This window comes from Micromonospora sp. WMMD737 (assembly GCF_049179055.1).
In the GTDB taxonomy this organism is placed as follows: domain Bacteria; phylum Actinomycetota; class Actinomycetes; order Mycobacteriales; family Micromonosporaceae; genus Micromonospora; species Micromonospora reichwaldensis.
Map to the genome: position 1 here is coordinate 362,245 of NZ_JBMHMH010000001.1, position 24,820 is coordinate 387,064.

Here is a 24,820-nt window from a genome sequence, read left to right on the forward strand (position 1 = left end):
ATGGCGACTGAAGATACGCTCCGGGAGTACCTGAAATGGGTGACGGCGGACCTTCACCAGACCAGGAGGAAGCTCGGCGAGCTTGAGGCGGCCAACCGGGAGCCGATCGCCATCGTCGGCATGGCCTGCCGGTTCCCGGGCGGGGTGGGCTCGCCCGAGGAGCTGTGGGAACTCGTCGACTCCCGCCGCGACGCCTTCTCCGCGTTCCCCGCCGACCGCGGCTGGGACCTGGCGCGGCTGTTCCACCCGGACCCCGACCACCCCGGCACGTCGTACGTCGCCGAGGGCGGCTTCATCGACTCCGCCACCGAGTTCGACGCCGCGTTCTTCGGCATCTCGCCGCGCGAGGCGCTCGCCATGGACCCGCAGCAGCGGCTGCTGCTGGAGGCCGCCTGGGAGGCGTTCGAGCACGCCGGGCTCGACCCCTCGGCGCTGCGCGGCCACCAGGTGGGGGTGTTCGCCAGCACCACCGGCCAGGACTACGTCGGCCTGCTCCAGCAGCCGCCGCCCGGCACCGAGGGCTACATCCTCACCGGCACCGCCGCCAGCGTCGTGTCCGGCCGGATCTCGTACGCGCTCGGCATCGAGGGCCCCGCCGTCACCGTCGACACCGCCTGCTCGTCGTCGCTTGTCGCCCTGCACCTGGCCTGTCAGGCGCTGCGGCAGGGGGAGTGCACCCTGGCGCTCGCCGGCGGGGCCACCGTCATGTCCACCCCGTCCGCCTTCATCGGCTTCAGCCGCCAGCGGGGCCTGGCCATGGACGGCCGGGTCAAGTCGTTCGCCGCCGCCGCCGACGGCACCGCCTGGGGCGAGGGGGTCGGCCTGCTGCTCGTCGAGCGGCTCTCCGACGCGCGGCGCAACGGCCACCCCGTCCTCGCGGTCGTACGCGGCAGCGCGGTCAACCAGGACGGCGCGAGCAACGGGCTGACCGCCCCCAACGGACCGTCCCAGCAGCGGGTCGTGCTCCAGGCGCTGGCCAGCGCCCGGCTCGCGCCCGAGCAGGTCGACGTCGTGGAGGCGCACGGCACCGGCACCACCCTCGGCGACCCCATCGAGGCGCAGGCGCTGCTGTCGACGTACGGGCAGGGCCGGCAGCCGGACCGGCCGCTCTGGCTCGGCTCGGTCAAGTCGAACATCGGGCACACCCAGGCTGCCGCCGGCGTGGCCGGGGTGATCAAGATGGTGATGGCGCTGCGGCACGAGACCGTGCCGGCGACGCTGCACGTCGACGCGCCCACCCCCAACGTGGACTGGACGGCCGGCGCGGTGTCGCTGGCGACCGAGCCGCAGCCGTGGCCCGCCGGGGAGCAGCCCCGCCGCGCGGGCATCTCCTCCTTCGGCATGAGCGGCACCAACGCCCACGTGATCATCGAGGAGGCGCCCGCCGCCGACCCGGCCGCGGTGGACGCCCCGGACGGCGCCGCAGCCGCGACCGACGCGGTCGCCGTGCCGGCCGCCGCCGACACCGCCTGCGTCGACGGGGCCGGCCTCGTGCCGGTGCTGGTCTCCGCACGCGACGCCGAGTCCCTGGCCGCGCAGGCGACCCGCTGGGCCGACTGGCTCGACGGCCGCCCCGAGCTGCGGCTGACCGACGTCGGCTGGTCGTCGGCGCGTACCCGGGCCAGCCTCGAGCACCGGGCCGTGCTGCTCGCCGCCGACCGCGCCGCCCTGGCCGACGGCCTGCGCGCGCTCGCCACCGGCGGCGACGCCCCGGGCCTGGTCACCGGCGCCGGCCCGCGCGGCGGCAAGCTCGCGTTCCTCTTCTCCGGCCAGGGCGCGCAGCGCAGCGGCATGGGCCGCGAGCTGGCCGCCGCGTTCCCCGTCTTCGGCCGGGCGCTCGCCGAGGTCTGCGCCGAGCTGGACCGGCACCTGCCCCGCCCGCTCACCCCGGTGCTCTTCGCGCCCGAGGGCGACGAGGCCGCCGGGCTGCTCAACCAGACCCTCTACACCCAGGCCGGCCTGTTCGCCGTCGAGGTCGCGCTGTTCCGGCTCCTGCAGAGCTGGGGAATCGTCCCGGACGTCCTGCTCGGCCACTCGATCGGCGAGCTCTCCGCCGCGCACGCGGCCGGCGTGCTGTCGCTGCCCGACGCCGCCACCCTCGTCGCCGCCCGGGGCCGGCTGATGCAGGCCCTGCCGGCCGGCGGCGCGATGCTGGCCGTCCAGCTCCCCGCCGACGCCGTCCGGGCCGCCCTGACCGGCGTCGAGGACCGGGTCGCCGTGGCCGCCGTCAACGGGCCCACCGCCGTGGTCGTCTCCGGCGCGGCCGACGCCGTCGAGGAACTCGAACGCCGCTGGGCCGACCAGGGCGTACGCACCAGGCCGCTGCGCGTCAGCCACGCCTTCCACAGCCCGCTGATGGAACCCATGCTCGCCGAGTTCGCCGCCGTGGTGCGCGGGCTGGAACTGCACCCGCCGACGCTGCCGATCGTGTCGAACCTGACCGGCACGGTCGCCGACCCCGACGAGATCCGCACCGCCGAGTACTGGGTGCGGCACGTGCGGGAGGCCGTCCGGTTCGCCGACGGCGTCGACCAGCTGCGCGCCCTGGGCGTGCGTACGTTCCTGGAGGTCGGCCCCAGCGGCGTGCTCACCGCGCTGGCCCGCGACGTCCTGACCGCCGCCGGCGCCGACGACGACACCGCCGCCGCCGTGGCGCTGCTGCGCCGTGACCGCCCCGAGCCCGCCTCCGCTTTCACCGCCCTCGCCGAGCTGCACGTCGGCGGGGTCGAGGTCGGCTGGGCGGAGCTGTTCGCCGGCGCCGACACCACGCGGGTGCCCCTGCCCGCGTACGCCTTCCGCCGGCAGCGCTTCTGGCCCGAGCCGCCGCCCGCCGCCCCCGACGCCGTGGCGGCGGACGGCGACGACGAGTTCTGGACCGCCCTGGAGCAGGCGGACGCCGACACCCTGCGCGGCGAGCTGGGCGACGACGACGAGCAGGTCCGGGCGCTGCTGCCGGCCCTGCCCGTACTCACCTCCTGGCGTCGCTCCCGGCGGGAACGCTCGCTGGTGGACGGCTGGTCGTACCAGGTGACCTGGCAGCCCGTGCCGGTCGAGGAGCGCGACGGCCCGGCGGGCCGCTGGCTGGTCGTGCTGCCGGCCGACGACGCGCCGGCGTGGGCCGACGGCCTGGCCGGGCTCTTCGGCGACGACGAGCCGCTGGTGCTGCGCGTCGGCGCGGCGGACCTCGACCGCGCGGCGCTCGCCGCCCGGCTGCGGGACCTCCTCGACGGCCGGCCGGTCGACGGCGTGCTCGCCGTGGTCGCCGGCCAGGACCGGCTGCTGGCCGAGCACCCCGGCGTGACCCTCGCCGCGGCCAGCACCCTCGCCCTGGTCCAGGCGATGACCGACCTGGACCTGGTGGCGCCGCTGTGGTGCGTCACCAGCGGCGCGGTCGCGGCGGCCCCGGGCGACCGGGTCGCGCACCCGTTGCAGACCGAGGTCTGGGGCCTCGGCCGCGCGGCGGCCGTCGAGCAGCCGCACCGCTGGGGCGGCCTGGTCGACCTGCCGGCCAGCGTCGACGACGCCACCGCCCGGCGGCTCGCCGCCGTGCTGGCCGGTCACGTCGGCGAGGACCAGGTGGCCGTGCGGCCCGGCGGGACCTGGGCCCGCCGGCTCACCCCGGCCCCGCCCGCGGCGGACGAGCCCCCCGCCGGCGACTGGTGCTCCGGCACCGTCCTGGTCACCGGCGGCACCGGCGCCCTCGGCGGCCACGTCACCCGCTGGCTGCTCGGCCGCGGCGCCGGGCGGGTGGTCCTGGCCAGCCGCCGGGGCACCGCCGCCCCGGGCGTGGCGGACCTGCTCGACCGGTACGGTGCCGACGGGCGGGTCACCGTCGCCACCTGCGACGTCACCGACCGGAGCTCCGTGGCGGAGCTGGTGGACGCGCTGCCCGACCTGACCGCGGTCGTGCACGCCGCCGGCACCGACCAGCTCACCCCGCTGACCGACACCACCCTCGACGAGTTCTCCCACGTCGTCGCGGGCAAGGTGCTCGGCGCCCTGCACCTCGACGCCTGCCTCGCCGAGCGCGACCTCGGCGCGTTCGTCATGTTCTCCTCCATCTCCGGCGTGTGGGGCAGCGCCGGGCAGTGCGCCTACGGCGCCGGCAACTCCCTGCTGGACGCCCTGGCCGTCAACCGGCGCGACCGGGGCCTGCCGGCCACCGCCGTCTCCTGGACGGCCTGGGGCGGCGAACACGGCATGGCCGCCGAGAACGTGGCCACCGAGCAGCTCAACCGGATGGGCCTGCCGCCGATCGACCCGGAGAAGGCGCTCGTCGCCCTCGACCGGGCGCTGCGCCGCCCCACGCCCTGCGTGACCGTCGCCGACGTCGACTGGAGCCGGTTCCACCCCGCGTTCACCGTGGCCCGGCCCAGCCCGTTCCTGGGCGGCGTGCCGCAGGTGCGGGCGCTCGTCGCGCAGGAGGAGGAGGCCGCCGCGCCCACGGGCGGGGTCGCCGCGCCGCTGCGCCACCTCGCGGCGCTGCCGGCGGCGGAGCAGGAGCGGGAGCTGCTGCGGCTGGTCAACGAGCAGACCGCGGCGGTGCTCGGGCACGCCACGCCCGACGAGCTGCGCGGACGCCCGTTCAAGGACCTCGGCTTCGACTCGCTGACCGCCGTGGACTTCCGGGGACGGCTGAACGCGGCCACCGGCCTGCGGCTGCCCACCACGCTGGTCTTCGACTACCCCACCCCCGCCGAGCTGGCCGCGCACCTGCGCGAGCTGGTCTCCGGCGCCGCCCCGGCGGCCGCCCCGCAGACCGTCGTCGTCGACGCCGACGAGCCCGTCGCGATCGTCGGGATGGCCTGCCGCTACCCGGGCGGCGTCGACGGGCCGGAGGCGTTCTGGCGGCTGGTCGCCGACGGGGTGGACGCCATCTCGCCGTTCCCCACCGACCGGGGCTGGGAGATCCCCGAGCCGGCGGAGGGGACGCACCCCCCGGCGGGCGGCTTCCTCTACGACGTGGCGGACTTCGACCCTGCCTTCTTCGAGATCTCGCCGCGCGAGGCCCTCGCCATGGACCCGCAGCAGCGGCTCGCCCTCGAGACGTCCTGGGAGGCGCTGGAGCGGGCCGGGGTGGACCCGGCGACACTGCGCGGCACCCGTACGGGCGTCTTCGTGGGCGCCTCCACCTCCGGCTACGGCACCGGGCTGACCGAGGTCCCCGAGGGCGTCGAGGGCTACCTGATGACCGGCGCCGCGCACAGCGTGATCTCCGGCCGGGTCGCGTACGCCCTCGGGCTGGAGGGACCCGCCGTCACCGTCGACACCGCCTGCTCCTCGTCGCTGGTGGCGCTGCACCTCGCCGGGGCGGCGCTGCGGCGCGGCGAGTGCGACCTGGCGCTGGCCGGCGGCGTGGCCGTGATGGCCACCCCCACGGCGTTCCAGGAGTTCTCCCGCCAGGGCGGCCTCGCCTCCGACGGGCGGTGCAAGTCCTTCGCCGCCACGGCGGACGGCACCGGCTGGTCCGAGGGCGTCGGCATGCTGCTCGTGCAGCGGCTCTCCGACGCCCGGCGGCAGGGCCGGCGTATCCTCGCCGTCGTACGCGGCTCCGCCGTGAACTCCGACGGCGCGTCGAACGGCCTGACCGCCCCCAACGGCCCCTCCCAGCAGCGGGTGATCCGGCAGGCGCTCGCCAGCGCCCGGCTGGCGGTCACCGACGTGGACGTCGTCGAGGCGCACGGCACCGGCACCGTCCTCGGCGACCCGATCGAGGCGCAGGCCCTGCTGGCGACGTACGGGCAGGACCGGGGCGACGCGGGCCCGCTGCTGCTGGGCTCGGTCAAGTCGAACATGGGCCACGCGCAGGCCGCCGCCGGCGTGGCCGGCGTGATCAAGATGGTGCTGGCCATGCGGGAGGGCACCGTACCGGCGACGCTGCACGTGGACGAGCCGTCGCCGCACATCGACTGGTCGGCCGGCGACGTGGAGCTGGTGACCCGGTCCCGGCCGTGGCCGGCGGTCGACCGGCCCCGCCGCGCGGCGGTCTCCTCGTTCGGCATCTCCGGCACCAACGCCCACGTGGTCGTCGAGCTGCCCACCGACGCGCCCGCCGATGCCGGGGCGGCCGACGCCCCGACGCCGCCGGCCGCCGGTGCGGAGGTGCGGGAACGCGCCGCCGGGCTGGTCGCCGCCGACGTGGTGGTGTGGCCGGTCTCGGCCCGCTCGACCTCGGCGCTGGCCGCGCAGGCGTCCCGGCTGGGCCGGCACCTGCGGGCCCACCCCGGCCTCGCCCCGGCGGCGGTCGGCTGGTCCCTCGCCGCGACCCGCTCGGCGTTCGACAGGCGTGCCGCGGTGCTCGGCGCGACCCCCGGCGAGCTGCTGGCCGGCCTGGACGCGCTCGCCGCCGGCACCCCGGCCGGCAACGTGCTGACCGGCACCGTCGCCAACCACGGCGCCGGCCCGGTGTTCGTCTTCCCGGGCACCGCCCCGGCGGGCGCGGCGGCCGGACTCGTGGGCCGCTGCCCGGTCTTCGACGACGCCCTCGCCGAGTGCCGGCAGGCCCTCGCCCCCTGGGTCGACGTCGACCCGGCCGCCCTGCTGACCGGCACGGACGCCTCCTGGGGCGAGCGGCCGGAGCTGGCCCGGCCCGTGCGATTCGCCGTCGGGGTGGCGCTCGCCGCCGTCTGGCGGCACGCCGGGCTCACCCCGGCCGCGGTCGTCGGTGACGGCGACGGCGAGGTCGTGGCCGCCCACGTGGCGGACCTGCTGTCCCTGTCCGACGCCGCCCGGACGGTGGCGCTGCGGGCCCGGGCCGCCGCCGGCGAGCTGGACCCCGACGGCCTCCGCGCCGGCCTGGCGGGGATCGCGCCGCAGCCCGGGACCGCCCGGCTGGCCTCCACGCTCACGGGCGACTGGGCCGATTCGGCCCGCCTCGGCGCCGACCACTGGGCCGGCGTGGCCGGCCCCGGTGCCGACCCGGCCGGGCTCGGAGCGGCGCCGACCGCCTCCGGCGCCGACCGCCCGGCCGATGTCGCCGGGGGGCCGGAGCGGCTCGACGCCGCCCTGCGCGCCGCCGTCGACGCCGGACACGTGACCTTCGTGGAGGTCTCGCCGGAGCCGGCGCTGACCGACCGGGTCGCCGCCGTCCTCGACGCGACCGGCGTCACCGGCCACGTCCTGGGCACCCTCGCCGGGTCGGCCGACGCCGCCACCCGGCTGCTGACCGGCCTCGCCACCGCGCACACCCTCGGTCTGGCGGTGGAACACCGCCGGCTGCTGCCCGAGGCCGAGCCCGTCGACCTGCCCACGTACGCCTTCGACCGGAACCGCTACTGGCTGGAGCGCACCGGCGCCCACCGCTCGGTGCTGCCCGCCGTGGGCCTCGACGTGGTCGACCACCCGCTGCTCAGCGCGGTGGCCGACCTGCCCGGCGACGAGGGCCTGCTGTTCACCGGCCGGATCACCCTCGCCACCCACCCCTGGCTGGCCGACCACGCCGTGCTGGGCACGGTGCTGCTGCCCGGCACGGCGCTGGTGGAGCTGGCGTCCTGGACCGGCCGGCAGGCCGGCACGGCGACCGTCGCCGAGCTGAACCTGGAGGCGCCGCTGGCGATCCCCACCGAGGGCGGGATCGACCTGCGGGTCCGTGTCGGCCCGCCGGACGAGACCGGGCACCGGCCCGTCGCCATCCACACCCGGCGCGACGACGACACCGGACCCGACGGTTCCCGCGCCTGGCAGCGGCACGCCTCCGGCCAGCTCGCCGACACCGTCGACCCGGAGCCCGCTCCGGCCGCCGTGTGGCCGCCCGCCGACGCCGAGCCGATCGCCCTCGACGGGCTCTACGCCCGGCTCGCCGCCCAGGGCTACCACTACGGCCCGGTCTTCCGGGCGCTGCGCGCCGCCTGGCGGTCGGGCCCGGACATCCTCGCCGAGGTCGCCCTGGACGCCGACGCGTCCACCGACACCACGGCCTTCTCGGTGCACCCGGCCCTGATGGACGCGGCGCTGCACGCCATCGGCGCCAGCGCCACGGCAGGCGCCACCGACGCCACGGCCGGCGACCCCGCCGGTGGCGCGTCGGGCACCGAGGGCGGCCCCGACATCCGCCCGGGCCTGCCGTTCACCTGGTCGGGCGTGACCATCCGGCCCACCCGCGCCCGCGAGCTGCGGATCCGGCTGCGCGCCACCGACGCCTCATCCGTGGCCCTGACCATCACCGACACCGGCGCCACCCCGGTCGCCTCCGTCGACGGTCTGGTCCTGCGACCCATCTCCGGCGAGCAGCTCAGCGCCGCCCGCCGGTCGGCCAGTCGGTCCCTGCACCGCCTCGACTGGGTCGCCCCCGCCACCGGCCGCGCCGACGGCACGTCCCGGCTCGTCGCCCTCGGCGACGACTGGCCCGGCGCCGACCGGCACCAGGACCTCTCCGCGCTGGTCGCCGAGGTGCGCGCGGGCGGACCGGTGCCCGACGCGGTGCTGGTGACCTGCGCCGGACCGGCCGTCGACGAGCCGCACCCGGCCGCCCAGGCGCACCGCGTCGCCCACCGCATGCTCGCGCTGGCCCAGCAGTGGCTCGCCGAGGAGGCACTCACCGCTTCCCGGCTGGTGGTGGTCACCCGCGGCGCGGTCCGCGTCGACCCGGACGAGCGGATCGCCGACGTGCCGGCCGCCACCGCCTGGGGCCTGCTGCGTTCCGCGCAGTCGGAGAACCCCGACCGGATCGTGCTCCTCGACGTCGACGACGACGCCCCGGCCGCCGCGCTGCTGCCGGCGGCCCTGGCCACCGGCGAACCCCAGCTCGCGGTACGCGCCGGCCAGCTCCGGGTGCCCCGGCTGACCCGGCTCGGCCCGCCCCCGGCCGAGGCGTCCGGCCCCGACCTGGCCGCCGGCACCGTCCTGGTGACAGGGGCGACCGGCCTGCTCGGGCGGCTCGTGGCGCGGCGGCTCGTGACCCGGCACGACGTACGGCACCTGCTGCTGGTCAGCCGCAGCGGGGCGGACGCCCCGGGCGTCACCGCGCTGGTCGACGAGCTGGCCGGACTGGGCGCCACCGCCCGGGTGGTCGGCTGCGACGTCACCGACCGCGACGCGCTCGCCCTGCTGGTCGACCAGATCCCCGCCGACCTGCCGCTGACCGGCGTGGTGCACGCGGCCGGGGTGCTCGACGACGGCGTCCTGCCCGCGCTCACCCCGGACCGCTTCGACACCGTGCTGCGCCCCAAGGTCGACGCGGCCTGGCACCTGCACGAGCTGACCGAGAAGCTGGACCTGGCCGCGTTCGTGCTCTTCTCCTCGGCGGCCGGCCTCTTCGGCGGCCCCGGGCAGGCCAACCACGCGGCGGCGAACTGCTTCCTCGACGCCCTCGCCCAGCACCGGCGCGACCGGGGACTCCCGGCGCTCTCGCTGGCCTGGGGACCGTGGGTCAACGACACCGGCGACGGCCAGACCGGGCACGTCGACGAGGCCCGGATGAACCGGGGCGGCTTCGTCCCGCTCGGCGCCGACGAGGGCATGGACCTGTTCAGCGAGGCGCTGCGCTTCGCCGAGCCGGTGGTCGTACCGGTCAACCTGGACCTGGCCCTGATCGGCCGGCACGGGCCGGCGGCGGTGCCGCCGGTGCTGCGGTCGCTGGTCCGGCCGGCGACGACCGGCGCGGTACGGGCGGCCGAACGCGATCCGGCCGAGGCGCTGCGGGAGACCCTCGCCGCCACGGCGGAGGCCGACCGCGACCAGGTGCTCTCCGACCTGGTCCGCACCCACGCCGCCGCGGTCCTCGGCTACGCGTCGATCCGCTCGATCGACGTCGAGCGCGGCTTCGTCGAGCTGGGCTTCGACTCGCTGACCGCCGTCGAGTTCCGCAACCGGCTCAACGCGGCCACCGGCCTGCGGCTGCCGTCCACGCTGATCTACGACCGGCCGACCACGGCCGCGCTGGTCGAGTACCTGCGGGGCGCGCTGCTCGCGGAGCGGAGCACCTCCGCGCTGACGGTGCTCGGCGAGCTGAACAAGCTGGAGCACGCCATGCGGGCGGTGGCCTCCGCCGACACCGACCGGGCCGCCGTCGGCGCCCGGCTGCGTGAACTGCTCTCCCTGTGGACCTACACCGAGTCCGGTGCGGACTCCGCCGCCGACGAGGGCACCAGCCTCGAGTCGGCCTCCGCCGAGGAGATCTTCAGCCTGCTGGACGAAGAGTTCGGCTCGGCCTGATCCGGCATGTCGCACACCTCGAACCCCGATACGGAGTGGCCCGATGCCCACTGAGGCAGAGTTCCTCGACTACCTCCGGCGTGCGACTGCCGACCTGCGCGACGCGCGTCGGCGGGTGCGCGAGGTGGAGGCCAAGGACCGCGAGCCGATGGCAGTCATCGGGATGGCGTGCCGTTTCCCGGGCGGCGTGTCCAGCCCGGCCGAGCTGTGGGACCTCGTCGACCGGGGCGGCGACGGGGTGGGCGACTTTCCGGCCGACCGGGGCTGGGACCTGGAGCGGCTCTTCCACGTCGACCCGGACAACCCGGGCACGTCGACCAGCAGCCAGGGTGGCTTCCTCTACGACGCGCCGCAGTTCGACCCGGGCTTCTTCGGCATCAGCCCCCGCGAGGCCCTGGCGATGGACCCCCACCAGCGGCTGCTGCTGGAGACCTCCTGGGAGGCGTTCGAGCACGCCGGCATCGACCCGCAGCGGCTGCGCGGCAGCCGGACCGGCGTCTTCGCCGGGGTGATGTACCACGACTACGCGTCGCGGGTGCTGGACCTGCCCGACGGCGTCGAGGGCTACATCGGCACCGGCAACTCCGGCAGCGTGGTGTCCGGGCGGGTGGCGTACACCTTCGGGCTCGAGGGCCCGGCGGTCACGGTGGACACGGCGTGCTCGTCGTCGCTGGTCGCCGTGCACCTTGCGACGCAGGCGCTGCGCCAGCGCGACTGCGACTTCGCGCTCGCCGGCGGTGTGACGGTCATGTCCACCCCGGGCACCTTCGCCGACTTCTCCCGCCAGCGGGGCCTGGCCTCGGACGGCCGGTGCAAGTCGTTCGCCGCCGCCGCCGACGGCACCGGCTGGTCCGAGGGCGTCGGCGTGCTGCTGTTGCAGCGGCTCTCCGACGCCCGCCGCGACGGCCGGCGCATCCTCGCCGTGGTCCGGGGCAGCGCCGTCAACCAGGACGGCGCCAGCAGCGGGCTCACCGCCCCGAACGGCCCGTCGCAGGAGCGGGTGATCCGGCAGGCCCTCGCGAACGCCCGGCTGTCCCCGGCCGACGTCGACGTGGTCGAGGCGCACGGCACCGGCACCACCCTCGGCGACCCGATCGAGGCGCAGGCGCTGCTGGCCACGTACGGGCAGGACCGGGGCGAGGGCGGGCCGCTCTGGCTGGGCTCGGTCAAGTCGAACCTGGGCCACACCCAGGCCGCCGCGGGCGCCGCCGGACTGATCAAGATGATCGAGGCGATCCGGCACCGGACCATGCCCGCCACCCTGCACGTCGACGAGCCGTCCCCGCACATCGACTGGTCCGCCGGGCAGGTGTCGCTGCTGACCGAGGCACGCCCGTGGTCGGCCACCGACCGGCCGCGCCGGGCCGCCGTGTCGTCGTTCGGCATCAGCGGTACGAACGCGCACGTCATCCTGGAGGAGGCGCCCGTCGACGACGCCCCGTCCACGGACGAGGCCCCGTCCGCCGCCGACGCGCCGGTGGCGCTCCCGCTCGCCCCGGTGTTCCTCTCCGCCCGTACGCCCGAGGCACTCGCCGGGCAGGCCGGCCGCTGGGCCGACCACCTCGCCCGCGTCGACTCCCCGCGTCCGGTGGACGTCGCGGCCTCCTCGGTCAACCGCGCGGGGCTCGAACACCGCGCGGTGGTCCTGGCCGGCGACGCGGACGACCTGCTCGCCGGGCTGCGGGCCCTCGCCGCCGGCGAGCCGGCCGGCACCGTCACCACCGGCGCGTCGGCCCCGCGCGGCCGGGTGGCCTTCCTCTTCTCCGGCCAGGGCGCGCAGCGCGCCGGCATGGGTCGCGAGCTGTACGCGGCCTTCCCGGTCTTCGCCGCCGCCCTGGACGAGGCGTGCGGGCACCTCGATCCGCTGCTGCCGCGCCCGCTGCGCGAGGTCCTGTTCGCCGGGGCGGGCACGCCCGAGGCGGAGCTGCTGGACCAGACGGTCTTCACCCAGGCGGGCCTGTTCGCCGTCGAGGTGGCGCTGTTCCGGCTCGTCGAGTCGCTCGGTGTCGCGCCGGACCTGGTGGCCGGGCACTCCATCGGCGAGATCGCGGCGGCGCACGTGGCGGGCGTGCTCTCCCTGGCCGACGCGTGCGCGCTGGTCGCCGCGCGGGGCAGGCTCATGCAGGCCCTGCCGGCGGGCGGCGGCATGCTCGCCGTGGCGGCCGACGAGGCCGCCGTGGCCGCCTCCCTCGCCGGGCTGACCGGCCGGCTGGACGTGGCCGCCGTGAACGGCCCCGCCGCCGTGGTGGTGGCGGGCGACGTCGAGGCCCTCGACGAGGTGCAGCGGGTGTGGTCCGAGCGGGGCGTGCAGACCCGCCGGCTGCGGGTCAGCCACGCCTTCCACAGCGCCCGGATGGACCCGATGCTGGCCGAGTTCGCGGCCGTCGCCGAGGGACTGACGTTCCGGCCGCCGACGATCCCGGTGGTGTCGAACCTGACCGGCCGCGTCGCCGACGCCGACCAGCTCTGCGACCCGGGCTACTGGGTGCGCCACGTGCGCGGCACCGTGCGCTTCGCCGACGCCGTCGACTGCCTGCGCGCCGAGGAGGTCGACACCTACCTGGAGGTGGGGCCGAACGGCGTCCTGACCGCCATGGCGCAGAACTGCCTCGCCGAGCGGGCGGAGGACGACACGGCGCCCCTGCTGGCCCCGGTGTCACGCCACGACCGGCCCGAGCCGCAGGCCCTCCTGGAGGCCCTCGCGCTGCTGCACGTGCACGGCGTGACCGTCGGCTGGGCCGACCTGCTCGACCGGGCCGGCGGCCGGCACCTGGACCTGCCGACGTACGCCTTCCAGCACCAGCGTTACTGGCTGGAGCCGGCGGGCCGGTGGACGGACGTCTCCGGGGCGGGCCTCGGCGCGGCCGGGCACCCGTTGCTCGGCGCGGCCGTCTCCGTGGCCGGCGAGGACATGGTGGTGCTGACCGGCCGCCTGTCCACGTCGACGCACGCGTGGCTCGCCGACCACTCCGTCTCCGGCGCGGTCATCGTGCCGGGCGCCGCCCTGGTGGAGCTGGCGGTGCGGGCGGGCGACGAGGTGGGCGCGTCGCGGGTGCGGGAGCTGACCGTGGCGGCGCCGCTGGTGCTGCCGGAGGCCGGCGCGGTGCGGGTGCAGGTGCGCGTCGGCGCGGCCGACGAGGCGGGTACCCGTTCGGTGACCGTGCACTCCCAGCCGGAGGAGGCCGTCGACCCGGAGTGGGTCCGGCACGCCGACGGTGTGCTGGAGCCGGCGTCGGTCGACGAGCCGGGCCTCAGGGAGTGGCCGCCGGCCGGCGCGTCCGAGGTGGACGTCACGGGCTGGTATCCGGCGCTGGCCGAGCGCGGCCTGGCGTACGGGCCGGTGTTCCGGGGGCTGCGCCGGGTGTGGACGACGGGCGGCGACGAGGTGTTCGCCGAGGTGGCGTTGCCGGACGAGGTGGCGGGCGACGCGGCCGGCTTCGGGGTGCACCCGGCGCTGCTGGACGCCGCCCTGCACCCGATCGGGCTGCTGCCGGGTGGCGAGGGTTCGGGCGGGGCGCGGGTGCCGTTCGCGTTCGAGGGTGTGCAGGTGCACGCCTCGGGCGCGCGGGTGCTGCGGGTGCGGCTGTCGCGCGCGGGCTCGGCGGTGCGGCTTGTCGCGTGCGACGAGTCGGGCGCGGCCGTGGTGTCGGTGGACTCCCTGGCGCTGCGGGAGCTGACCGGGGTGTCGTCGTCTCCGGACGCGTCGGCCCGGTCGCTGTTCGAGGTCGCCTGGCAGGCCCAGGAGGTCACCCCGGCCGGCGAGGTCTCCGGGTGGGCGCTGGTGGGCTCGCCCGCCGCCGACCTGCCGGCGTTCGCCGACGTCGAGGCGGTGACCGCGGCGGCCGGGCCGTCGGGCGTGACGCCGCGCCTGCTGCTGGTGCCGGCGGGCAGCCTGCGCCGATCCGACCACGCCGGGACGGAGATCCTCCCGGTCCACGACGAGGCGCACGACGAGGACGCCGCCGACAACGACCCCGACGCGGTACGCGCGGCGACGTCGCAGGTGCTGGCGACGGTGCGGTCCTGGCTGGCGGCGGACGTGCTGGGGGAGTCGCGGCTGGTGGTGGTGACGCGGGGCGCGGTGTCGGTGGGTACCGATGACCGGGTGACCGACCTGGGCGGTGCGGCGGTGTGGGGTCTGCTGCGGTCGGCGCAGTCGGAGCATCCGGGTCGCATCGTGTTGGCGGATGTCGACGGTGACGTGGACGCGGGGCTGTTGGGTGTGCTGGCGGCGGTGGCCGACGAGCCGGTGGCGTTCGGTGGTCAGGTTGCGGTGCGTGCGGGTGGGGTGTTCGTGCCGCGTCTGGTGCGCGCGGTCGCCCCGGCGTCGGTGGAGGCGCCGGTTGTGGGTGACGGTGCGGTGCTGGTGACCGGTGGTACGGGTGCGCTCGGGGCTTTGGTGGCGGAGCATCTGGTGTCGGTGCACGGGGTGCGGTCGCTGGTGCTGGTGTCGCGGCGTGGTCCGGAGGCTGCGGGTGCGGGCGAGTTGTCGGAGCGGCTGGCGGCGCTGGGCGCGTCGGTGCGGGTGGTCGCGTGTGACGTGACCGACCGGGACCAGGTGTTCGCCCTGGTGGCCGAGGTCGCCGCCGGGGAACGCCTGGCGGGTGTGGTGCACACCGCCGGTGTCCTGGACGACGGTGTCGTGGAGGGGCTGACGGCGGAGCGCCTCGCCGGGGTGTTGGCGCCGAAGGTGTCGGCGGGTTGGTTCCTGCACGAGGCGACGGCGGGTCTGGATCTGGACCTGTTCGTGGTGTTCTCGTCGGTGGCGGGTGTGTTGGGCTCGCCGGGTCAGTCGGCGTACGCGGCGGGCAACGCGTTCCTCGACGGACTTGCGGTGTACCGGCGGCAGCTCGGGTTGCCGGCGGTCAGCCTGGCGTGGGGCATGTGGGACACCCCCGGCATGGCCGCGTCCCTCGACGAGGCGGACCGGGCGCGATCGACCCGGGGCGGCGTCACCGCGATGAACGCCGAGACCGGGCTGCGGCTGTTCGACGCCGCCCTCACCACCGGCCGGCCGGCCCTGGTACCCGCCGTGATCGACCTGGCCGCCCTCCGGGCCGCGGCCGGTGCCGGCCTGGTGCCGCCGATGCTCCGCACCCTGGTCGGTACGACCCCGACGCGCCGCCAGGCGGGACAGGGCACCACCTGGGCGACCCGCGTCAGCGGCCTCGCCGCCGACGAGGCGCGGGCCCAGATCGACGTGCTGGTACGCGGCCTCGTCGCGCAGGTGCTCGGGCACGGCGGCGCGGAGGCCGTGCCGGCCGACCGGGCGTTCCGCGAGCTGGGCTTCGACTCGCTGACCGCCGTCGACCTGCGCAACCGCGTCAACGCGGCCACCGGCCTCCGGCTGCCCTCGACGCTGGTGTTCGACTACCCGACGCCCCAGGCGCTCGCCGCCCACGTGCACGCCGAACTGGCCGGCGCCGCCGCCGGCACCGCCGCTCCGGGCGCGCGGACCACCACCCGGGTCGACGAGCCACTCGCCATCGTCGGGATGGCCTGCCGCTACCCGGGCGGCGTCGAGACGCCCGACCAGTTGTGGGCGCTGCTGGCCGCCGGCGGCGAGGGCATCGGGGAGTTCCCCACCGACCGGGGCTGGGACCTGGAGAGCCTGTTCGACCCGGACCCCGACCACCCCGGCACGTCGTACACGCGTCACGGCGGCTTCCTGTACGGCGCCGGCGAGTTCGACCCGGGCTTCTTCGGGATCTCGCCGCGTGAGGCCCTGGCGATGGACCCGCAGCAGCGGTTGCTGCTGGAGGCGTCGTGGGAGTCGTTCGAGTCGGCGGGTCTCGATCCGCAGCGGTTGCGGGGCAGCCGGACGGGTGTCTTCGCCGGCGTCATGTACCACGACTACGCGTCGCAGCTCATGGAGCTGGCCGGCGAGGTCGAGGGCTACGTCGGCACCGGCAACTCGGGCAGCGTGCTGTCCGGTCGGGTGGCGTACACGTTCGGGCTCGAAGGCCCGGCCGTCACCGTCGACACCGCCTGTTCCTCCAGCCTCGTGGCGCTGCACCTCGCGGCGCAGGCGTTGCGCTCCGGCGAGTGCGATCTGGCGCTGGCCGGTGGCGTGACGGTGATGGCGACGCCGGGCACGTTCATCGAGTTCTCGCGGCAGCGGGGCCTGTCGCAGGACGGTCGCTGCAAGTCGTTCGCGGCGTCGGCCGACGGCACCGGCTGGTCCGAGGGCGTGGGTGTCCTGCTCGTGCAGCGCCTCTCCGACGCCCAGCGCGAGGGCCGGAAGATCTACGCCGTGGTCCGGGGCACGGCCGTGAACCAGGACGGCGCGTCGAACGGGCTGACGGCCCCGAACGGCCCGTCGCAGCAGCGGGTGATCCGGCAGGCCCTCGCGAACGCGCGCCTGACTCCGGCGGACGTGGACGCCGTGGAGGCGCACGGTACGGGCACGACCCTCGGTGACCCGATCGAGGCGCAGGCGTTGTTGGCGACGTACGGGCAGGAGCGTCCGCAGGATCGGCCGTTGTTGTTGGGGTCGGTGAAGTCGAACATCGGGCACACGCAGGCGGCTGCTGGTGTGGCTGGTGTGATCAAGATGGTCATGGCGATGCGCCATGGTCTGGTGCCGGCGACGCTGCACGTGGACGAGGCGTCGCCGCACGTGGACTGGTCGGCGGGGGCGGTTGCCCTGGCTACGGAGGCGACGCCGTGGCCGGCGGTGGACCGGCCGCGTCGGGCGGCGGTGTCGTCCTTCGGCATCTCCGGCACGAACGCGCACGTGATCATCGAGCAGCCGCCCGCCGAGCCGGTCGACGCACGCGCCGCCGACCGGCCGCGCGCCGGCGTCGTACCCCTGGTGCTCTCCGCCGTGGACGCCCCGGCGCTGCGCGAACAGGCGGCCCGGCTGGGCGCGCACCTCGCGGCGCACCCGGAGCTGGAACCGGCCGACGTCGCGCACGCCCTGGCGACCACCCGGGCCGCGTTCGGGCACCGCGCCGTCGTCCTCGGCCGCGACACCGTCGGCCTGACGCGGGCCCTGGAGTCGCTCCGCCTCGGCGAGGCCACCCCCGACACGGTCACCGGCACCGCGCTGCGCGGCGGCGATCCGGTCCTCGTCTTCCCCGGCCACGGCGACCCGTGGCCCGCCACGGCCGTCGAACTGCTGGACCGGTCGCCGGAGTTCGCCGCCGCGATCGCCGCCTGCGAGGCGGCCCTCGCACCCCACGTGGACTGGTCGCTCACCGCCGTGCTGCGCGGCGCGGACGGCGCCCCGCCCGCGACGGACCCCCGGCTGACGCACCCCGTCCGGTGGGCCGTGGCGGTCTCGCTGGCCCGCTGGTGGCGTGCGCTCGGCGTCCGGCCCGCCGCCGTGGTCGGGCACGCCCACGGCGAGGTCGCGGCCGCCTGCGTGGCCGGCGCGCTGTCGCTGGAGGACGCGGCGAGGACTATCGCCCTCGGCAGCCGGGCCGACGCCGACCCGGACGCGCTGGCCGGGACCACCCTCGGGGCGGCCGAGGTGCCGCTGTACTCGGCCGCGACCGGCGGACGGGTCGACACCGACGGCCTCGACGCCGCCCGCTGGTACCGGGGGCTGGCCGACGGCGTCGACATCGACCCCGTCGTGCGCGCCCTGCTCGACGAGGGCCACCAGGTCCTCGTCGAGGCCGCCACCGGACCCGTGCTCGCCGCCCGGATGCGGGAGACCGCGCAGGCCGCCGACGCCGTCGTGGTGGCCGCCGCCGACACCGACGCCGGCGGTTGGCCCCGGATGCTGACCGTCCTCGCCGGGCTGCACGTGCACGGCGTGCCCGTGGACTGGACGGCCGTCCTGGGCGCCCGCACCGGCCCGCCGGTGGAACTGCCGACGTACGCCTTCCAGCGCCAGCGGTACTGGCCGCAGCCGCAGGTCACGACCGGCCCCGCCCCCGCCGGCCAGGACGAGGCGGACCGGCACTTCTGGGAGGCCGTGGAACGCGCCGACCCGCAGGCCCTGGCCGCCGCCATGCGGATCGACGAGACGGCGGCCCGGTCCCTCGACCCCGCGCTGCCGCTGCTCTCCTCGTGGCGCCGACGCCGCCGCGACGAGTCCACCGTGGACTCGTGGCGCTACCGGGTGACCTGGAAGCCGGTGACCGTCGCGCCGGAGGCCACCCTGTCCGGCGCCTGGCTGCTGCTGGTGCCGGCGGACGGCGCCGCGTACCCCCTGGCCGACGGCGTCGCCCGGGCCCTCACCGAGGGCGGGGCCGAGGTCGTCCGGATCGACGTGCCGGAGACGGCCCGGCAGGCGCTGGCCGAGCGGCTGGCGCGTACCGGAACCGTCGCCGGTGTGCTCTCCCTGCTCGGCCTGGACGACGTCGCGCACCCGGCCCACCCGGTGGTGCCGGCGGGCCTCGCCGGCACGTACGCCCTGGTCCAGGCCCTCGGCGACGCCGGTGTCACCGCCCCCCTGTGGTGCGCCACCACCGGCGCGGTCTCCGCCGGCCGGGCCGACCCGCTCCACCGCCCCCGCCAGGCGATGCTCTGGGGCCTCGGCCGGGTGGTCGCCCTCGAACACCCGGACCGCTGGGGCGGCCTCGTCGACCTGCCCACCGAGCTGGACGCCCGGGACCGGGGCCGCCTCGTGGCGGTGCTGGCCGGCGTCGACGCCGAGGACCAGCTCGCGCTGCGCCCCTCCGGGGTGTTCGCCCGGCGACTGGTCCGGGCCCGCGTCGAGCGCACCGCGACGCAGGATTGGCGTCCCGCCAGCGGCGCCGTCCTGGTCACCGGCGGCCTCGGGTCGATCGGGGCCCAGGTGGCGCGCTGGCTGGCCCGCGAGGGCGTCGGCGAGCTGGTGCTGACCGGCCGCCAGGGCCCCGCCACGCCCGGTGCCGACGAGCTGGCGGACGAACTGCGCGCCGCCGGCGCCACCGTCACCGTGGCCGCCTGCGACGTCGCCGATCCCGCCGCCGTGCGGGCCCTCGTCGAGCGGCTCGCCGGGCAGGGCACCCGCATCGGGGCCGTGTTCCACACCGCCGGCGTCGCGCACGCCGCACCGGTCGCGGCCACCGACGTGGCCGACCTCGCCGACGCCCTGCGGGCCAAGGTGGCCGGCGCGGTCAACCTCGACGAGGTGTGCGGCGACGAGCTGTCGGCGTTCGTGCTCTTCTCCTCCGGCGCGGGCGTCTGGGGCGGCGGGCACCAGGGCGGCTACGCCGCGGCCAACGCCTTCCTCGACGCGCTCGCCGAGGACCGGCGCCGGCGCGGCCGGGCCGCCACCGCCATCGCCTGGGGCGCCTGGGACGGCGGCGGCATGGTCGACGCCGAGGGCGCCGCCGACCAGATGTTCCGCTCGGGCGTGCGGGCCATGCGCCCCGACCTGGCGGTCTCCGTCCTGGCCGAGGCGCTCGACCACGGCGACACCACGCTCACCGTGGCGGACATCGCCTGGGACCGGTTCCTGCAGACCTACACGCTGGCCCGCCCCCGGCCGCTGATCGCCGACGTCCCCGAGGTGGCCCGGCTGCTCGCCGCCGGGCAGCGCGACAGCGACGCGCCCGACGCGGCCTCGCCGCTGCGCGGCCGGCTGGCCGGACTCGCCGCACCGGAGCGGCGCCGCGTCCTGCTCGATCTCGTACGGGTCCACGCGGCGGCGGTGCTGCGCCTGTCCTCGCCGCAGGCGTTGGCGGCGGACCGGTCGTTCCGGGAGATCGGCTTCGACTCGCTCAGCGCCGTCGAGATGCGCAACCGGCTCGCCGAGGCGGTGGGGCTGAACCTGCCGGCGACCCTGGTCTTCGACCGCCCGACGCCCGACGCCCTCGCCGAGCACCTGGCGACCCGGCTCACCGGCGACGACACCCCGGCGGCCGAGCCCGTGCGGGCCGCCACCGTGCTGGACGAGCCGATCGCCATCGTCTCGATGAGCTGCCGCTACCCCGGCGGCGTCGCCGGCCCCGAGGACCTGTGGCGACTCGTCGCCGAGGGGCGCGACGGCATCGCGGAGTTCCCGGCCGACCGGGGCTGGGACCTGGCGGCCATCTACGACCCCGATCCCGACCGGCCCGGCACCTCGTACGTGCGGGAGGGCGGCTTCCTCACCGACGCCGCCGGCTTCGACGCCGCCCTGTTCGGCATCTCCCCGCGCGAGGCGATGGTGATGGACCCGCAGCAACGGGTGCTGCTGGAGAGCGCCTGGGAGCTGTTCGAGAGGTCCGGCACCGCGCCGGCCGACATGCGGGAGACCAACACCGGCGTCTTCGTCGGCACCAACGGCCAGGACTACGCGACGCTGCTGATGGCCGCCCGGGTCGAGACCGAGGGCTACCAGGCCACCGGCAACGTCGCCGCCGTCATCAGCGGTCGGCTGGCGTACCACTTCGGGTTGCAGGGCCCCGCCGTCAGCGTCGACACCGCCTGCTCGTCGTCGCTGGTGGCGCTGCACCTGGCCTGCCAGTCCCTGCGGCAGGGCGAGTGCGACGTCGCCGTCGCCGGCGGCGTGACGGTGATGGCCACCCCCGGCCCGTTCCTGGAGTTCGCCCGGCAGCGGGGGCTGGCCCTCGACGGCCGGTGCAAGTCGTTCGCCGGGGCCGCCGACGGCACCGGCTGGGGCGAGGGCGTCGGCCTGGTGATGTTGCAGCGGCTCTCCGACGCCCAGCGCGACGGCCGCCGGATCCTCGCCGTCGTGCGCGGCTCGGCGATGAACCAGGACGGCGCCAGCAACGGGCTGACCGCCCCCAACGGACCCGCGCAGGAGCGGGTGATCAGCCAGGCGCTGGCCAACGCGCGGCTGACCGCCGCCGACGTGGACGCCGTCGACGGGCACGGCACCGGCACCCGCCTCGGCGACCCCATCGAGGCGCAGGCGCTGCTCGCCACGTACGGGCGGGACCGGCCCGCCGACCGGCCGCTGCTGCTCGGCTCGGTCAAGTCGAACATCGGCCACACCCAGGCCGCCGCCGGCGTCTCCGGCGTGATCAAGATGGTGATGGCGCTCCAGCACGACCTGCTGCCGCCCACCCTGCACGTGGACGAGCCCTCGCCGCACGTGGACTGGTCGGCGGGCGCGGTCGCGCTGCTGACCGAGGCGCAGCCGTGGCCGCAGGCGGACCGGCCGCGCCGGGCCGGCGTGTCGTCGTTCGGGGTCAGCGGCACCAACGTGCACGTCATCCTCGAACAGGCGCCCGCCGCCGCGCCGGCCGACACCGGAACGCCCCGGCCGGCCGACGGACCGCCGGTGCTGCCCTGGGTCGTCTCGGCCGACACCGCCGGCAGCCTGCGGGCCCAGGCGGCCCGGCTGGCCGACTGGCTGCCGGGCACCGCGACGCCCGCCGCCGACGTGGCCCGGGGACTGGCCACCGGACGCTCGCCGCTGCGGCACCGCGCGGTGCTGCTCGCCGGGGACGCCGACGCGGCCTTCGCCGGCCTGCGGGCACTCGCCGCCGGCGAGGAGCACCCGGGACTCACCCGGGGCGTCGCCGAGCCCGGCGGCGCGCTGGCGGCGCTCTTCTCCGGCCAGGGCGCCCAGCACGCCGGGATGGGCCGTCGCCTGTACGAGACGTTCCCGGTCTTCGCCGCGACGGTCGACGAGGCGTGCCAGCACCTGGACGCGTACCTGCCGCGGCCGCTGCGCACGGTGCTCTTCGCCGAGGCCGGCACCGCCGAGGCCGACCTGCTCGACCAGACGGCCTTCACCCAGGCCGGGCTCTTCGCCGTCGAGGTGGCGCTGTTCCGGCTGCTCGAACACTGGGGGATCCGGCCCGACTTCGTGGCCGGGCACTCCGTCGGGGAGATCAGCGCGGCCCACGTGGCCGGGGTGCTCGACCTGCCCGACGCCTGCGCGCTCGTCGGCAACCGGGGCCGGCTGATGCAGGCCCTGCCCGCCGGCGGCGGGATGCTCGCCGTCGCCGCGCCCGAGGTCGACGTGCTGCGGGCGCTGGACGGCACGTCGGGACAGGTCGCCGTCGCCGCCGTGAACGGGCCGGCCGCCGTCGTCGTCGCCGGGGCGCAGGACGCGCTGACCGGCCTGGCCGACCACTTCGCCGGCCTCGGCGTGCGTACGAAGCGGCTGCGGGTCAGCCACGCCTTCCACAGCCCGCTGATGGAGCCGATGCTCGCCGACTTCGCGGCCGTGGCGGCGACCCTGTCGTACGCCCCGCCGACGGTGCCGCTGGTGTCGAACCTGACCGGCGCGGTCATCGACGCCGAGCAGCTCTGCACCCCCGACTACTGGGTCCGGCACGTCCGCGAGGCGGTCCGTTTCGCCGACACCGTCACCCACCTGCACGCCCACGGGGTGACCCGGTTCCTGGAGATCGGGCCGGACACCGTGCTGACCGCCCTGACCGCCGACGCGCTGCCGGCGGACGCCCCGGTCATGGTGACCGGCGTGCAGCGGCCCGGCCAGGACGAGGTGATTACCCTGCTCGGCGCGGTGGCCCGGCTGCACTGCCACGGCGTGGCCGTCCGCTGGTCGCGGCTGCTGCCCGGCGCCGGCCCCGTGGACCTGCCCACGTACGCGTTCGACCACCAGCGGTTCTGGCCGACCCTCGACGCGGCGCCGGCGCACACTCCCGCGGCCGCGCCCGACGACGTCGACTCGGCGTTCTGGCGGGCCGTGGCGTCGGGCGACGGCGACGCGCTCGCCGGCCGGCTCGGCCTCGACGCGGACCGGCCGCTGCGCGAGCTGCTGCCGGACCTGGACCGGTGGCGGCGCCAGCAGCAGGAGGACACCCTCGCCGGCGGGTGGCGCTACCGGATCACGTGGCGTCCGCAGGTCCTCGCCCCGGGTGCCGTCGACGGCACCTGGACCCTGGTCCACAGCGGCACGGACCAGCCGGTCGTCGACCGGCTCGCCGAGCTGGTCACCGCCCGGGGCGGCACCGTGCGGCAGCTCGCCGTCGACCCGGCCACGACCGACCGCACGGCGCTCGCCGCGCAGCTGGCCGGCGCCGCGCCGACCCGGATCGTGTCGCTGCTCGCCCTCGACGAGCGACCGCAGCCCGACCACCCCGCCGTGCCGCTGGGCCTGACCGCGAACCTCGCCCTGGTGCAGGCGGTCACGGACGCCCTGCCCCCGGTGCCGCTGTGGCTGCTCACCCGGCAGGCCGTCGCCACCGCCGACGGCGACCCCGTCGCCCGCCCCGCCCAGGCCACCACGTGGGGCCTCGGCCTGGTGACCGCGCTGGAACACCCCCGGCACTGGGGTGGCCTGCTGGACCTGCCCGAGACCCTGACCCCGGCCGCGGCCGGGCACGTCCTGGCGGCGCTCACCGCCGCCGGGCACGAGGACCAGCTCGCGGTGCGCGACTCCGGCACGTACCTGCGCCGGCTGGCCCGCGCGCCCCGCGCCGAGGCGGCGGCCGACTGGCAGGCGCCCGGCACCGTCCTGGTCACCGGCGGCACCGGCGCCGTCGGCCGGTACGCCGCCGCCTGGCTCGCCCGGCACGGCGCGCGGCGACTGCTGCTGGTCAGCCGGCGCGGCACGGCGGCCCCCGGCGCGGACGAGGCGGTGGCGGAACTGGCCGCGCTGGGCGCCGAGGCCCGGGTGCTGGCCTGCGACCTGGCCGACCGGGACGCGGTCGCCGAGCTGGTCCGTGGCCTGCGCGCCGACGGCGAGACCGTGCACGCGGTGGTGCACGCCGCCGGGGTGGGTCGGCTCAACCCGGTCGCCGCGGTCACCGGGGCGGAACTCGCCGACGTCGTCTCCGGCAAGATCGCCGGCGCCCGGCACCTCGACGAGCTCCTCGACCCGGAGCCGCTCGACCTGGTCGTGCACTTCTCCTCCATCGCCGCCGTCTGGGGCGTCGGCGACCACGGCGCGTACGCCGCCGGCAACGCCTTCCTGGACGCCTGGGCGCAGTCCCGGCCGGCCGGGGGTCCCCGGCACCTCTCGGTGAACTGGGGACCGTGGGCCGGCGGCGGCATGGTGACCGACGCGCACGCGGCCGCCATGAGCCGGCGCGGGGTGTCCCTGCTCGACCGGGAACCGGCGATGGCCGCCCTGCGCGCCGGCCTCGACGGCGACGACACCGCCCTCACCGTCGCCGACATCGACTGGGACCGCTTCGCGCCGGTGTTCGCCTCCGCCCGGCCCCGGCCGCTGATCAGCGAGATCGCCGAGGTGGCCGCCCAGGCCGCGGCGGCACGCGCCGACGCCGAGGACGGCGACCAGGTCGCCGGCGAGCTGCGCAAGCGGCTCGGCGAGCTGTCGCAGGCCGAACAGGCGCGGCTGCTGGTGGACCTCATCCGCACCGCCGCCGGCGAGGTCATCGGCCACGACAGCCCGTACGCCGTCGAGGCCGGCCGGCCCTTCCGGGACCTCGGCTTCGACTCGCTCACCGCCGTGGAGCTGCGGGGCCGGCTGGCCCGCTCGACGGGGCTGAGCCTGCCCAGCTCGGTGGTGTTCGACTACCCGACGCCGCAGGCCCTGGCCGAGCACCTGCGGGCCGAACTGCTCAGCGAGGCCTCGGTGGAGGCCCTGCCGACGCTGGCGGAGCTGGACCAGTTGGAGAGCGCCCTCGCGCTGCGCGACCAGGACGACATCGGCCGGGTGCGGATCACGATGCGGCTGCACAGCCTGCTCGAACGGCTCGGCACCGCCGAGGAACGCCGGGAGGAGACCGCCGAGGTCGCCGACCGGCTGCGGGTGGCCAGCAACCAGGAGCTGTTCGACCTCATCGACCAGGACCTCGGGCTCTCCTGAGCCGCCCGGGGACCTGTGGTGTCACGAGAAAGC

The 24,820-nt window shown here is 77.1% G+C and carries 2 protein-coding genes; both read left to right on the forward strand.

The genetic code is table 11. The annotated features are described in order from the left end of the window. Entirely contained in the window at positions 1–10,152 is a 10,152-nt protein-coding gene (locus ACN27A_RS01200) for a type I polyketide synthase (RefSeq protein ID WP_421449096.1), read from the forward strand. Positions 10,153–10,195: 43 nt separating this feature from the next. Beyond that, positions 10,196–24,787: a type I polyketide synthase gene (locus ACN27A_RS01205; RefSeq protein ID WP_421449099.1), complete on the forward strand. Its 14,592-nt coding sequence runs from the start codon at positions 10,196–10,198 to the stop codon at positions 24,785–24,787. Positions 24,788–24,820 lie beyond the last annotated feature (33 nt).

Coding starts and splice junctions, on each gene's coding strand:
- ACN27A_RS01205 (WP_421449099.1), top strand. CDS start 10,196: ATGCCCACTGAGGCAGAGTTCCTCGACTACCTCCGGCGTGCGACTGCC.
- ACN27A_RS01200 (WP_421449096.1), top strand. CDS start 1: ATGGCGACTGAAGATACGCTCCGGGAGTACCTGAAATGGGTGACGGCG.